The sequence below is a fragment of the Granulosicoccus antarcticus IMCC3135 genome, assembly GCF_002215215.1.
Classification (GTDB): Bacteria; Pseudomonadota; Gammaproteobacteria; order Granulosicoccales; family Granulosicoccaceae; genus Granulosicoccus; species Granulosicoccus antarcticus.
This window is the reverse complement of sequence record NZ_CP018632.1, coordinates 5,075,578-5,088,829: the sequence shown is the minus strand read 5'-3', so window position 1 is coordinate 5,088,829 and position 13,252 is coordinate 5,075,578. Positions and strand designations below refer to the sequence as shown.

The 13,252-nt window shown below is 51.0% G+C and carries 11 protein-coding genes; 9 read left to right on the top strand and 2 right to left on the bottom strand.

All coding sequences use genetic code 11. From position 1 onward, the window contains the following. Positions 1-185: 185 nt before the first annotated feature. The 3 genes from IMCC3135_RS22105 (at position 186) to IMCC3135_RS22095 (ending at position 4,985) form a co-directional block, all read left to right on the top strand. Complete coding sequence (locus tag IMCC3135_RS22105; protein ID WP_157736184.1) at positions 186-1,469, top strand: outer membrane beta-barrel protein; 1,284 nt, start codon at positions 186-188, stop codon at positions 1,467-1,469. Between the two features lie 160 nt (positions 1,470-1,629). After that, the gene (locus IMCC3135_RS22100; protein ID WP_205737670.1) at positions 1,630-2,244 is read left to right on the top strand and encodes a polysaccharide biosynthesis/export family protein; all 615 of its coding nucleotides are present in this window, start codon (positions 1,630-1,632) and stop codon (positions 2,242-2,244) included. Beyond that, positions 2,244-4,985, top strand: a complete 2,742-nt coding sequence (locus IMCC3135_RS22095; RefSeq protein ID WP_088919568.1) for a GumC family protein — start codon at positions 2,244-2,246, stop codon at positions 4,983-4,985. Before IMCC3135_RS22100 ends, IMCC3135_RS22095 begins: the two co-directional genes overlap by 1 nt. 179 nt (positions 4,986-5,164) lie before the next feature. On the opposite strand, the gene IMCC3135_RS22090 is transcribed toward IMCC3135_RS22095, so the two are convergent. Further along, on the bottom strand, positions 5,165-6,058 hold the full coding sequence (locus IMCC3135_RS22090) for a polysaccharide lyase (protein ID WP_088919567.1): 894 nt from the start codon (positions 6,056-6,058) through the stop codon (positions 5,165-5,167). Between the two features lie 353 nt (positions 6,059-6,411). Between IMCC3135_RS22090 and IMCC3135_RS22080 the strand changes: the two genes are divergently transcribed. Genes IMCC3135_RS22080 through IMCC3135_RS22055 form a run of 6 tightly spaced genes read left to right on the top strand, consistent with a single transcriptional unit; the run spans position 6,412 to position 12,158 of the window. Further along, positions 6,412-7,341 (top strand): glycosyltransferase family 2 protein, encoded by a 930-nt coding sequence (locus IMCC3135_RS22080; RefSeq protein ID WP_157736183.1) that lies wholly within the window; start codon positions 6,412-6,414, stop codon positions 7,339-7,341. Between the two features lie 9 nt (positions 7,342-7,350). Then, positions 7,351-8,829, top strand: coding sequence for an O-antigen ligase family protein (locus IMCC3135_RS22075; protein WP_157736182.1), 1,479 nt, complete (start codon positions 7,351-7,353; stop codon positions 8,827-8,829). Between the two features lie 12 nt (positions 8,830-8,841). Beyond that, positions 8,842-9,348, top strand: a complete 507-nt coding sequence (locus IMCC3135_RS22070; RefSeq protein WP_088919563.1) for a glycosyltransferase family protein — start codon at positions 8,842-8,844, stop codon at positions 9,346-9,348. Continuing rightward, positions 9,345-9,854 (top strand): PssE/Cps14G family polysaccharide biosynthesis glycosyltransferase, encoded by a 510-nt coding sequence (gene pssE, locus IMCC3135_RS22065; RefSeq protein ID WP_157736181.1) that lies wholly within the window; start codon positions 9,345-9,347, stop codon positions 9,852-9,854. Before IMCC3135_RS22070 ends, pssE begins: the two co-directional genes overlap by 4 nt. Further along, positions 9,847-10,980: a glycosyltransferase family 4 protein gene (locus tag IMCC3135_RS22060; RefSeq protein ID WP_157736180.1), complete on the top strand. Its 1,134-nt coding sequence runs from the start codon at positions 9,847-9,849 to the stop codon at positions 10,978-10,980. Before pssE ends, IMCC3135_RS22060 begins: the two co-directional genes overlap by 8 nt. Continuing rightward, on the top strand, positions 10,977-12,158 hold the full coding sequence (locus IMCC3135_RS22055) for a glycosyltransferase family 61 protein (protein WP_157736179.1): 1,182 nt from the start codon (positions 10,977-10,979) through the stop codon (positions 12,156-12,158). The genes IMCC3135_RS22060 and IMCC3135_RS22055 overlap by 4 nt, the downstream gene beginning before the upstream one ends. On the opposite strand, the gene IMCC3135_RS22050 is transcribed toward IMCC3135_RS22055, so the two are convergent. Further along, positions 12,100-13,245, bottom strand: coding sequence for a VanZ family protein (locus IMCC3135_RS22050; RefSeq protein WP_088919559.1), 1,146 nt, complete (start codon positions 13,243-13,245; stop codon positions 12,100-12,102). The two genes, IMCC3135_RS22055 and IMCC3135_RS22050, sit on opposite strands and share 59 nt — an antisense overlap. Between the last annotated feature and the right edge of the window lie 7 nt (positions 13,246-13,252).

Here is a 13,252-nt window from a genome sequence, read left to right as displayed (position 1 = left end):
CTTGCCTGGACGAAAGTATAAACAAGGAGTAGAGAGGCTCAATCAGGGTGATATGACAAATCGCCCATTAACGCTAGGCGGTAAAAATACCTGTGCGAGTCTTATTCTTCTTCTTATCAGCTGTCAAGCTTTCAAGTGACTCAGGTATAATAAAAGGTTCAAATTTGACATTGGTGCATGGTTCAGTGAGTCATTTCTATTGCGATAGCTCCAGTACTTGTAAAGCGGACAAGCTCGGTAAACGTCTGGTCGGGCCACGCTTGGTCCCTTTGTTAGCGGTTAGTACCCTTTGTTTTACTGCCAACGCCTTCGCGCAGGAAGCAGCCTCGGTGCAGGAAGCAGCCTCGGTAAAGTTGGGTGAGACTGAGCTAACCCCTGCTTTGAGAGTCGATTATGTGTCTATCGATAATCTGTACAGAGATGGTGCAAATGAGGTGTCTGGCAGTGCGGTGCTGGTCAAACCAGAACTCGAGTGGCGGGCAGATCGTCGTTTGCTTTCATTGACTGCGAGCTACAGCGGTGAATATGGGGTTTTTTCAGAAGATGGTCTCGACTATGACAATCATAATCTTGACCTCCGGGCTGTCGGTGATCTTTCCAGCAAGCAACGTCTGATTACCAATCTCAATTTTCGAAAGACAGCTGAGGAACAAGGCACGGGACAGGCAGCCAACATCGTGGGGATTCTGGATGATCAGGTCGAGGTTTCAGTGATCAATGCCGGGGCTGAATTCAGATATGGCGCTGCGGATGCACGCGGTAATTTGAGTGCTGGGATAGCTCTAGGCTCAGTCAACTACTCCAATCTCGAGCAATTCACTGATGGTGATGATTACAGTTACATTCGACCATACGCCGTGTTTTCTTTGCGTCTTTCTCCTGATACTCGCGTTTTGGCGGAAATTCGTTATGGAATCTACGATTTTGATGACGACGGTCGCGATAGAAACGAAGTTTCGCTACTGACAGGTGTCGAGCTGGCATCATCGTCAAAACTGAGTGGTGATGCTCGCATTGGTGTGCTCAAAGCAATCTATGATCAAAATAGTGATGAAGATACGACGGCATTGATTGCAGAGGTTGGGCTTGTCTATTCACCGGTCTCCTACAGTAAGTTCAGTCTGGATATCGACAGATCACTGCAGACGGATGATCAAGGTGTTGACAATGCTGGAAGTACGATTTCTGACGATTTATTGTTTAACTGGACGCACGATTGGTCTAGCCGATTTCAGACCGTAGCCTCTTTGAGCTTCGAGAACGAAGATCGTGATTGTCCGACTTTCGATTACCAGACAATGGGAGCCGGTCTTGAATTGAATCTCCAACTTCGGCGGTGGTTGCAAGTTGGAGTCAGTGGCGCTCAGGTGAGTCGCACAGTTACTGCTTGTTCCGGTGTGGCAATAGACGTTGAAGGCTTGGAATACGATCGTTCTGTCGTCGGCGCGCACATCCGGGCCACACTTTGACGCCTTTGGTAAGTGGAATATGTCTTTCTTTTTGAATTGTGACCCCGGCTTTATAAATCAAATACACCTTTCTCTCGACTGTCGTTTTGAGAACCCTGTTAGGTAGATCGATTCCCGACCCTAGTAATCTTGCCACCATCAATTGTTTGAGTTTTTATAGATGAGAATTTTTCACCTACCAACCGCATTTCTACTTTGCCTGAGCATGGTCGGTTGCGGAACAGCAACCCCTATTTCGGAGGAGGTAGCACCTTCCACTGCCGGTGCCAGTAACGAAGTAGACGTTGATGCCGCACCGTTTGAGATTCAGAACGATTACATTCTGGGTCAGGGCGACACGATCTCCATCCAGGTCTTCGATGAGCCAGATCTGACGCTGTCTACCGCTGTCGGTACCAGCGGCAGCATCAACTATTCCTATCTGGGTGACATCAAGGTGGTTGGCAAATCGCCATCGCAGCTGGAGCGTCATATTGCCGGCATGTTGCAGAACGGTTTCCTGGTTAATCCATCGGTCAATGTCACGGTGCTGGAATACCGTCCGTTCTACATCAATGGTGAAGTGCGGACACCGGGTAGTTATCCTTATCAGCCAGGGCTGACACTGGACAAGGCCATTGCCCTGGCCGGCGGGCTGACGGATCGGGCCTCGACTCGAAAGATGTTTGTGACCAAGGGTCTTGGCGGCGGTAAGTCGGAGGAAGAATCCAAGGTTTATCTCAATTCAAGGATCGCTCCTGGCGATATCATTACTATTAAAGAAGGGTTCTTCTAATGGCACGTTCAACGGATGTCCATCCAGGCGCCGACAGCTTCGACTCTGAGTACAGAGACGATGCTGAAGGTGGCCTGGATCAAATTGATCTGCAGCACTATGTCCGCATTCTGCGCAAGCACAAGCTGCCGATCATCTTGTTTACTGCAGCGATTACAGGTTTGGCCGGGTACTACGCCTACACAGCGACACCTGAGTTCAAAGCGACCTCTACATTGCTTATTGAATCTCAAGCCAATACTGCTATTTCTTTTGAAGAGCTGGTAGGTGCAGAGGTAGAAGGGCAGGATTATTATGAGACACAGTATGAGTTGCTGAAGTCTCGGGGCCTGGCCAAGCGTGTTGTCGATGTCATGGGGCTGTGGAAAGATCCTGAACTCTCTTCACTGAATCAGGGCGCTGAGTCGGATGCCGCGGCAACTGGCTCTTCAGGTCTTGCTGGCATGGTTGATGGTGTTCGTGACACACTGGGCATGGGTATGGGCAGTTCGGCTGAGGGTGACCAAGGCGTTGTGGTTGATCTTGACAACCCTGAAGCCTCATTGGCATCAGAGGTGTCCGGTTCACAACTCTCCGGTGCGGCTACAGCTGAAATGGATCGCAGAGTACTCTCAGGTGAGGAGTTGCCTCAGTTCTCCGTAGATCTTACCGACGAGGCTTTTGGTGATGATATTGATGGCCAGTTGAGCCAGAGTCAGCAAATCGTGCTGGCCAATTTCATGGGACGTCTGTCGATCGAACCGGTCAGAAAGACCAAGCTGGTCAAGGTATCTTACGCCTCGTCAGATCCTGAGCATGCGGCAAAAATCGCTAATGCGGTCAGTGAGCAGTACATCGATAGTTATCTGGATGCGAAACTGGAGCTCACGACACGGGCCTCTTCCTGGTTGAGCGAACGTTTGACGCAGCTGAAGTCGGTTCTCGATAACTCAGAGAATCGCCTGATTACTTTCAAACAGGAAAATGGTCTGGTTGATGTGGATGGCAGTGTTGGTCGCTTGAACGAGCAAGAGTTGTTGCTGGCGACGGCTGAATTGGCCCAAGCACGTAGTGAGCTGGCGTCAAAAGCTGACGTTTATCGAGAGGTTCAAGCCTTGCAAGGTCAGCCAAACCTGTTGGGTTCCATTCCCGCATTTCAGGCCGATCCGCTGGTGCAGGGTGTAAAGATCGACCAGGGGCAGGCTCAACGTCAGCTGGATGAATTGCGTAATCGTTATGGTGACAAGCATCCACGTGTTGTTGATGCCATGTCACAGCTGGCTACCTTGAATCTGACTCTTGAAGGGCATGTGGCTCGAGTGGTGGGCAGTGTTGCGAAGGAATATCAGTTGGCCCAGCAACGAGTTGCGTCTATCGAGGCCAAGTTGAGCTCTGGCAAGAATGAGATTCAGGCGATTGGTACCAAGAAGTTTGAGCTGGATGCGCTGGATCGTGAAGTGCAAACCAACCGGACTATCTATGACACGTTCTTCAGTCGTATCACTGAAGCGAAATCAGCGGATGGACTGGAAACAGCCAACGCACGAGTCGCTGATTATGCACAGACACCGGTTAGTCCTTTCAAGCCCAAGAAGCAGCTGATCATTGCACTGGCAGCCCTGGGTTCTCTGATTCTGTCAATGCTGATGGCTTTCTTGTATGAGCAAATGGATGATACGGTCAAGGGCACCAGTGATATCGAAAAGACTCTGGGCTTGAAACTGCTGGGAATCCTGCCACTGATCAAAGGCGGTCTGTTCAATGCCAAGCAGAATCTGCCTTTGAGCCCGCTGGAAATACCGGACAAGAATCGGACCTTTGCAGAATCGGTTAACACGGCCAGAACAGCTATCTGTCTGGATGACAGGGATTCGGTACGAAAAGTCATCACGATTACTTCATCCATACCAGGTGAGGGTAAATCAACAGCGTCGATCAACCTGGCTTATTCCTTGTCACAGCTGGAGCGTGTGCTGCTGATCGATTGCGACATGCGTCGTCCAACGGTTGCCAAAGCGGCTGGTTTTGATCGAAATGTCAAGGGTTTGAGCAATCTGATTGCCAATACGGCTCCGGCCAGGGATTGCATTATTCGCGGTGTCTATGAAGGTGCCTTCGACATTCTGCCTTCCGGACCACTGCCAGAGCAGCCTCTGGAGTTGTTGTCATCCAAGCGTTTCGAGAAGATCCTGGAGCAACTGGGCAACCACTACGATCGAATCGTTATTGATAGTGCACCTACTCAGGCAGTATCCGATGCACTGGTGCTTGCCAGACTGAGTGACGCGGTTGTCTACGTCGTCAAGTCACATGAGACTTCGATGGAGCTGATCAAACGCGGTATTCAGCGTCTGCGTCAGGTGGATGCACCTTTGGCTGGTGTGTTGATCACGCAAGTGGATATCAACAAGATCACGGCTTATGGTGGTGATTATTACTATCAGGGTTACTACGATTACTACGGATACACCGAGAAAGGTGAGAAGGGTGAACGTTCGGAGAAGCGCGGTTCCAAGCTCAGGCTGACACAGCAAGAGTTGATGCACATTCGTACAGATAGCAGTGAAGTGGACCTGGGGCTGGATTACGGTAACGGTGCAAGCACTCAGGCAAGTGCTGCTGATACTGACGAGTTCGATTTCACTGCCAGAATCGATCCTTCTGATCTGGGTCGACCTGCTTCGGGTCAGCGTCCTGCCCAGGGTTCTGGGCAACGTCGCAGGTCTACCACTCAGATGGATGATGATCTGGATATCGTGTAGTCCATAGCCAGCCAGGACTGAGTCCTGGCTGCTAGTTCCGTCAACGTAAAAAGGCCTGCCTCAGGTATTGAGAGCGGGCCTTTTTTGTGCGCTAGGAATATTGGCTCAAAGTGTCATTGTCTTGCGCTCTTTCAAGCGATTGGCAAAAAGAGATTCGATGGAACTGGAGGCCCTTTGGCTTAGGGCTCTTCAGGTGTCGGTGCGTCGGTCTTGAATACGCAGATATCAGAGAATCGAGCATAGACAACGTTTTGCGGGGACCATTGCGCGGTATTGCCTCCGTGGAATGTTGAGAAGAGCAGATCATCTATCACGGGTTGTTCACCTTCAGACTGCCATTGAATGCCGCTTCGATCAAACAGAAGTTTATCGTTGATCCAGACCTGAAGTTGTCCGTCGCTAGCCTCGTGGCTGGAGTTGGTGGTCAAGCGCATCTTCACCTGGAACCAGTCACCTGTCGGAATAGTGAAATCCGGAAACACGAACTCATCGCCATAAGGCAGGTTCATTGTTCGGTCTACGGAGTAGACATAGGCGCCGACGCTGGCACTACCATCATAGTTGCCTTTCCACATCAAACGGACCGAGAACCCATCGTTCTCCACTTTTCCGCCAGTGGGGGCGCTGCCGCCAGCAAAGCCGAAGCCGAATTTGCCGCTTTCAACTTCGCTACCCCACTGGAAGCCAGGTTCGAACATGACAGATTGCTCCACTTCGTAGCTTCGGCGAGGCTCCAGGTTGATCGAGGCGACTACTCGAAAACTACCTCTTTCTGAGGGGATAAAGCGCTGGCGTAAGGCCGGGTGACCTTTAGGTCCCGTGTCAATGGAGAGGTGTTGAGGATTGGTCGTGTAACGTAAGGACGGTACCCATTGCTCAAGTGTTGTCTTGTTGATCACGTCGAATGGCATCGGCGATCGCGGTAGGCCGACGCACATTGCCTTGTCAACAAAGGGCAGCTTCGCAAGCGCACTTTCCAGTAGTGAGCCGGGGCCTACGACGTTATCTGCGATATGGGGATGGCGAACCGCGTACACGGAGCCCAGTGCAAGACAAAGAAGCGAAGAGGCCATGGCGACTCTTAACCTACGCTTGTTACGGCTTGATCTACGTCTTTTGCGATGTGATCTGCGCATCTCAACTTCTACCCGAAATCTTGAATGTAAACTTTGACCTTATCACGCAGAAACTCTCTAAAATGGGTCAGGTTACCCAGAGCTGTTACGATAGCAATGGTAGGATTAAGGCGTATGTAAACATTTGTCCATGCCGTAGCCAGAATCAGCCAGCTGGAATCCTTGAGATCTGTGAACACGCAGCGACATTCCACGTGCTTTGGTGATACCCTTTCCGGACATTTTTGCTGCTGTAAACCCATGCCTTTGGCTCGTATTCCATACCTCTCATTCTCGTGGAGAAAGACAAGATGAACACTCCTGAGAAACAGCCAGGGCTTACCGTGGGCGTGATTACACACGACCGTTCCACGCTGTTTGGCAATCTGCTAGTGCACTTGAAAATCGCGATGAATCATTTTCAGGCGGCGGATCTTGAAAGTGGGCAATGCACATTACTGGTCGTCAACAACTCGGGGTTGCAGTCTCGTCCGATAGTGCAACAGATTGTGGATGATTCGTCAATAAATGATGTGTGTGAGGTCGTAATAGTCGACTCGCCAGAAAACAACATATCAATCGGGCGCAACCTGATTCTGGAAAACACGCAGACGCGATGGCTTGTCTTTGTCGATGACGATGAGTTTCCGAAGCCTGAATGGATCAGCGCACTGTATGCCCAGCAGCAGGTGTCTGGCAGTGCCGTGGTCGCAGGTCCCATTGAGCCGGTTTACCCGCAGGGCACTTCTGCCTGGGTCGCTTTGCTGGACCTTCACAACAAAGGAAGCTTGAAGACAGGTGATAAGGTGCGCCATGTTGCCACTGGCAATTGCTTGCTCGATCTGCAACAAATCGGTTCACAGCGCTTTGATCCAGAGTTTGGTTTGTCGGGCGGCAGCGATAGTCTCTTTTTTGATCAATTGGCAGAGCGTGGTTTGCACGTCGTCTGGCGTGAGGATGCCATCGTGCACGAGACCATACCCGCGTCGAGAACCAGCTCCCGATACATGATCTTTCGTTGTATGACCCAAGGCCAGAATTTCAAACGGGTCGTGCTGCGCGAGGCAGAATTATCCCAGCGACTGGTATTCAATCTAAAGGCTCTGGTGCAAGCGCCAGTGGGTCTGGTATTGGGGGTGCTGGCTCTACCCGTGAGTGGCGGTATGGCTGCTTACTGGCTCAAGAAAGGGTTTACCAATCTAGGTAAGCTGATACGTCCATCCAAGAGGTTGTACGGATAAATGGCTGGCGTGCAGTCTTCAGAGGGTAGTGGTGATTCCAGGCAGCGTCGTCGCAAGAAGCGTTCGAGTTCCTGGTACACAAGATTTTTGAGTTTCGGATTCTTCTCTCGCACATGGCGCAGACTTGAAGCCATCTCTCATTGGCCGACGCTGACGGCTCTGCCACTGTTCAGCTATATGTTTCTGGGCTCGGTGTTTTTTCTGGCCGTTATTCAAGGCTTGACTGATATCAATAGCTACACCGTGTTTTGGGTGCCAGATACTGCCACAGATGACGGTGCGGAATTGTCTGCAGAATTGTTTAAACAGAAGCTTCAGGCACTCAGCTATCTATTGACGTTTTTTCTGATGATGTTTCGAATGAGGGACATGATCGCCTTCTTCAAACGTGAAAGAACGCTTTTATTCCTGATATTTGTGCTGCTGTTAACCGCAGTCGCCAGTGACTACCCCGACAGGGTCATCATCAACGTGATTCATTTGAGTCTGGGTATTTTTGCTACCTGGTTGTATTTCAGTGATGAACGTCGGCAACGCAATGTTGTCTACAGTGCCTGCATTATCACTATTGCGCCCTTGATGCTGACCCTGGGAGGAGGCTTTCTGTTGTTTTTCGCACATGAGAACGGCACCATCGCAGCTATCCTCGACGGTCAACGTTACAGCGGTCTTGCTGGGAACCCTAACTCACTGGGTGGTGTCTGTATTGCGGCCGCCTGGGCCACATTTGGATTAATGTCCCAGACGCGATTCAAAACCAGAAAAATGATGTGGCTGATGCTTGTTCTGGGTGTCGTCATGTTCAACGCATGGAGTACGGGTAGTGCGACTACGCTATCGATCATCTCTTCCCTGGCTTTGATGATGATTGGTCACCGGTTTTATGGGTCGCTTGGCAAGAAAGGCCGAGCCGCCATCATTCTTGGTGGTACAACGCTGGTCTTTATCGTGTTGCTGGTGCTGGTTATTCAGCAGAGCGCTGATGACTACGCCGAGGCTGCGACAGGTGCTGTAGGCAAGGACATGACACTGACCGGTCGAACCGACTTATGGGGGGTGGCGTGGGATGCGTTCATGCAACGCCCGATACTCGGATGGGGTTACGATAACCACCAGACCGTTATGGAAGCACCAGCATTTGGTGTGCCTTACAACCACTATCACAATGGCTATATGGACAGTCTGGTATCGGGAGGGGTGTTTTTCGGGGCAGCTATAATATTCAGCTATGGTGCATATTTCTTGCGTTATCTATCACTCTCATCGAGAGTCACTAATGCATTTCCATTGTTAGTGGCGATTGCGGCTGTGTCTGTTCAAAACATGACTGAGTATTCCTTGTTCAGAAGTAATACGGCCATCTGGCAGATCTACTTCATCAGTTTCATGGCAGTTGCCGTGATGACGGTCAAGCCGCGCAAGCGGTCCAAGCCCACCAGTGTGCGCAGCCAGCAGGTACGGCCCTCTGCTCGCCGCTTACGCTGGTAGTCGGATAAACAGATGAAATTTTGTCGTGCGCATTCACCGGCTACGTTGCTCTTCATTGCTGGTGAAGGTGGTCATTTGGAGGAAGCTCTTCGCGTCCTTGTATCCCTGGATCCAGAGGTAAGAGCCGCGAGTCACTGTGTCCTGATTACTGACTCTGAACTCGTTGATGGCAGCTTGTTTGACGAGTGCTGGTCTGTGGATACCTGTGCCCCCAAACATCGTGCCGTGGAGTTAAGGGATGTGCTTGCATATGCCGTCAGTTCAGCTCGACTGCTTTGGCGTATGACGCGTCATTACGATATTCGCATGGCAATCGTGACGGGCCCCGGCTTTGCCGTTATTCCGGCCTTGGCGGCAAAGGTTCTAGGGGGCAAGTTGATTGTTTTCGAGAGTTGGGCTCGATTCGAGACACGTAGCAAATGTGGGCGTGCTTTGTACCGGTTCGCAGATCAATTCTTCGTGCAGCACAAAGAGTTGCTGAAAATTTATCCCAAGGCAACCTGGGTAGGGCTGCTATGAACATTTTTGTTACCGTTGGCACAACATCGTTCGACCCATTGGTTGAAGCCGTGGATAAGGGACCATACGCCAAAAATGCCTTGATCCAGATCGCTGACGGCCTGTATGAGCCCGCAGTGGCACGCTGGTTCAGATTCGAACCAGGTATCCAGGCGCATATCGACAAGGCCGATGTGGTTGTCTGTCATGGGGGAGGTGGGTCGATTTTTTCCCTGCTTGAAGCCGGCATTGTCCCATTGGTTGTGCCGAATACCCTCCGGCGTGACAAACATCAGCTCGAGATTGCCCGGTGGCTGCAACGCAATTCTTTTGCAGTCGTAGCGATGTATCCGGAACAGGTCAATGAGGTGCTGGAGAGCTACGAGGAGGCAAAACAAAGCTGTGTTGCATTTACTGAACGACGCTTTTTCTATCAGGAACCGTTGAATAGAATGGTACGTGCGCATATGGGCCTGGATGATTTGTCCAGTAAGGATCAGAAAAACAGTGGTGGAAATAATGAGTGAAGCTGACAAATCACAGGCGACTAATCAGGCTGGGATAAAGCGTGTGGTTTTCGTTCAGAAATTCGTGCCTCACTACCGTTTGCCTCTGTTCGAAAACCTGCGTGAACAGTTTGCGCAGCAGGGAATTGAGTTCGTCCTTATCTATGGGCCACCAGACGCCTATGAAGGCTCAAAGATTCGTATGGAATATCCCGAGTGGGGGCATCGTGTGAAAAGCCTGATCATTCCCTTGCCTGGTAAATTCACGCGCTACCTGTACTGGCAGGGTTCGCCTTTCAAGGTGCGGCGCGGTGATGTGGTGATCGTGGAGCATGCCTCCAAATTGCTCGATAATTATCTGCTTTTCGCACTTCAGCAGATCGGATGGATATCGATGTGTTATTTCGGTCATGGCAAGAATTTTCAAAGCCACCGAGAGATAGGCCTGGCACGTAAGCTCAAGCAGTTGATGGTCCGTCGAGTGGCTCGGTGGTTCGCCTATACGGAAATCTCCCGACAGGCCTTGCTGGAGCAAGAAGTACCTGATGAGCGAATAGTCGTTGTCAACAATACGCTGACCGTAACCAGGAAGCTGGAGGAGTCAGAAGTACAACGGCACAAGTCTCGTTTTGTCTACATCGGTGGGCTGTACGACGATAAGCGTTTGGATCTGATCTTTCAGTCGATGCAGAACCTGCAGGCTGAACACCCTGAGCTTGAGTTGGTTGTGGCAGGTACGGGCCCCGATCAAGCCATGGTTGAATCGTTTGCCAGTAAACACGATTGGTGTAACTACGTAGGTTCGGTGTTCGGTGAAGATCGCGACCGATTGCTGTTGAGTGCCAGTGCCATGGTTGTGCCCGGTGCAGTAGGCCTGGTGGCGATCGATTCGTTTCATTATGCCATTCCGATAATCACCACGCGTTGTGACAATCATGGCCCCGAAGTGGCCTATCTTGAAAATGGCGACAACGCGCTGATACTGGATAGCAAAGGAGATGTTGAGAGCTACACGTCACTGCTCAGGCAATTTCTGGAGTCTGCTGAGCTATCAGAGCAACTCAGAGAAGGGTGTCGACGTTCAGCAAACCGATACACCATTCAGGATACGGCGTCAAAAATTGTCGATGGAGTTCTTGGTCTGTGATAAGTCTACGACATGCTGTCAGTCTGGGTGTTGCGCTCAGGGAACGAACAAAAGATTTGTTACTTCCGGCGCTGCCCGTTGTTCCCGTGGAGCATCTGCAGGTAACCAAGATCGAGCTGTCGGCGTTCCATTCCAGCGTACCGTTTAATCCAGAGCTGTACCAACGCTGGTCTGAAGGTCGGGAACAGGACACGCTGGACGAGTCTGTCAGTCCGGCAGTTCTCAAAACCGACTTCGAGTATGAGGGACTCATTCTGAACAATGGCCGTATCCTCAGTGATGGGATTACTCATGTGTCGATATTCGGTGCAGACAACCGACTGCAAAAAGACTACTCGACGCATCATCAACTCAAGCCGCTCGAGGTATTGAAGCGAGCGCCTGCAAGAGTGATAGCGGGCACGACCTTGAATCTGTGTGCCCCGTTATCGACAGTTCAGGGTAATTTTGCTCACTGGCTGACTGACGCTCTGGGGCGATGGATATTGCTGGAGGATTGCGCAACTGAATCAGTTCAGATTGATCAGTTTCTGATACCACCGAACAAATCTGCGTTTCGTGAGAGTTTGCGGGTGCTGGGTGTGGCCGATGATCGGATGGTGGAGTTGTCGCTTCATGAAGCGATGGAGTTCGAGCGTTTGGTGTGTGTATCGCGTCCGCGCGGCTACTCATCCAATGTGGTACCCGGCTGGCTCATCGAAGGCTATCGTACGCGACTGGGCTCCTTCATGAGCGAGCCTGCGGCTGCGAATCAACGCTTGTACATCAGTCGCAAAGACGCAGGCTCTCGTAAATTTCGTCAGGAAGATACGCTGGTCGCAGAGCTGGAGCAGCGTGGTTTCAAATCCGTGGAGATGTCATCACTGGGTCTTCGGGAGAAGGCAGAACTTTTCTCACAGGCAACCGATGTCATTGGGCTGGCAGGTGCCGGCATGATGTCTGTGATGTTCAGCCCACCGGATACAAGGGTTGTTGAGCTTTATCCCTCAAATTTTCTTAGCTATATGTTTGCCACCATCAGCGCTGCATTGGGTCATGAGCATCATACGTATATCTTCAAGAATAACTCCAAGAAGCGGTGGCTGCATCAAGGCTCTGGTGGAGAGTTTGACCTGGATCTCAAGGATTTTCTGAGCTCTCTGGATTCCTGGTTGGAGGATGCTCCGCAGAAGCAGTAGTCCTGATTCTTCGCCAGAGCTTGAGCATAATCAGCAGGCTGATGGCGCCTGCTGCTGTCCCCAGAGTGTTCAGCAGCAGGTCATGCACATGAGGACTGCGGCCAGGTATGAATGATTGCGCGGATTCAATGGCCAGGCTTAGCAGGAAGCCGGTGAGAATAGTGAGGCAAACATTCTGAAGGCCGGAATAGCTTCGATTACGCCGGGGTAGTGCGGCGCACATCAGGAAGCCAAAAGGTGTAAATCCCAGAAAATTGATGATGACATCAAATAAGTTGCCATGAAATAGATCATTGATTCGCAATGCGCCGATCCAGGCCCTGTCCGGGAAATGCCCCGGCTCAGGCACGACCAGACTATTTGTGCCATCGTCGCTCTCGGCAATGGCGGGGAAATTGTCTTTGTCAAACTGATACTGAGCACGTGTTCGGCCTGGCGTTGTGCTTTGAAGTTGAAAGTGTTGAAGACTGCCTGTCCATCCATGGCCGCCGTCCGGAGCATTGCCAATGCTGATTCTGTCAGGAGCTTGATTGAAAGGGATGGCCGGGCCTTGAGCTATCAACTGCTGGTTGACATTCAATGAGGTCATATCGGGGGTAAGAATGACAACAACATCGATGGCCGTATCTATATTTGCTGATAGATCTGCAGAATTTGCTGATAGATCTGCAGACAGTCGTGGAAATTTGAACTCGGAGCGATAATCGCGCCCACTCATGATGATGAGGTTGGATTGCCATTGCCCTATGATCAAGGGGTCGACACTGCCAGGGGAGTCGATTTGTGTCAGAACCTGGAAACGATTGTCAGGGGGGCGGCTTAACTGCACCGTCATGGAAATTTCAATTGATTGCTGCCAGATCGCTATACTGACGGCATCGTCCAGCTTCCCGGTAGCCAGGCCGTAGTACCCGAACTCCGTCTGATTTGCCTGGCTGTTGAACGAAACCCACTCATCTGAATAGCTGGCATACGGACGCAAGCCGGCGAACAGTACAATAAGAATGACGCCGCCAAGCAACACATTGACTATCCGCCTATTAAGTAATGCGAATATCATTTCGCCGATATTTACAATGACTGACAACTGCTAT

Coding starts and splice junctions, on each gene's coding strand:
- IMCC3135_RS22060 (WP_157736180.1), top strand. CDS start 9,847: ATGAGTGAAGCTGACAAATCACAGGCGACTAATCAGGCTGGGATAAAG.
- IMCC3135_RS22090 (WP_088919567.1), bottom strand. CDS start 6,058: ATGGCCTCTTCGCTTCTTTGTCTTGCACTGGGCTCCGTGTACGCGGTT.
- IMCC3135_RS22070 (WP_088919563.1), top strand. CDS start 8,842: ATGAAATTTTGTCGTGCGCATTCACCGGCTACGTTGCTCTTCATTGCT.
- IMCC3135_RS22095 (WP_088919568.1), top strand. CDS start 2,244: ATGGCACGTTCAACGGATGTCCATCCAGGCGCCGACAGCTTCGACTCT.
- IMCC3135_RS22080 (WP_157736183.1), top strand. CDS start 6,412: ATGAACACTCCTGAGAAACAGCCAGGGCTTACCGTGGGCGTGATTACA.
- pssE (WP_157736181.1), top strand. CDS start 9,345: ATGAACATTTTTGTTACCGTTGGCACAACATCGTTCGACCCATTGGTT.
- IMCC3135_RS22100 (WP_205737670.1), top strand. CDS start 1,630: ATGAGAATTTTTCACCTACCAACCGCATTTCTACTTTGCCTGAGCATG.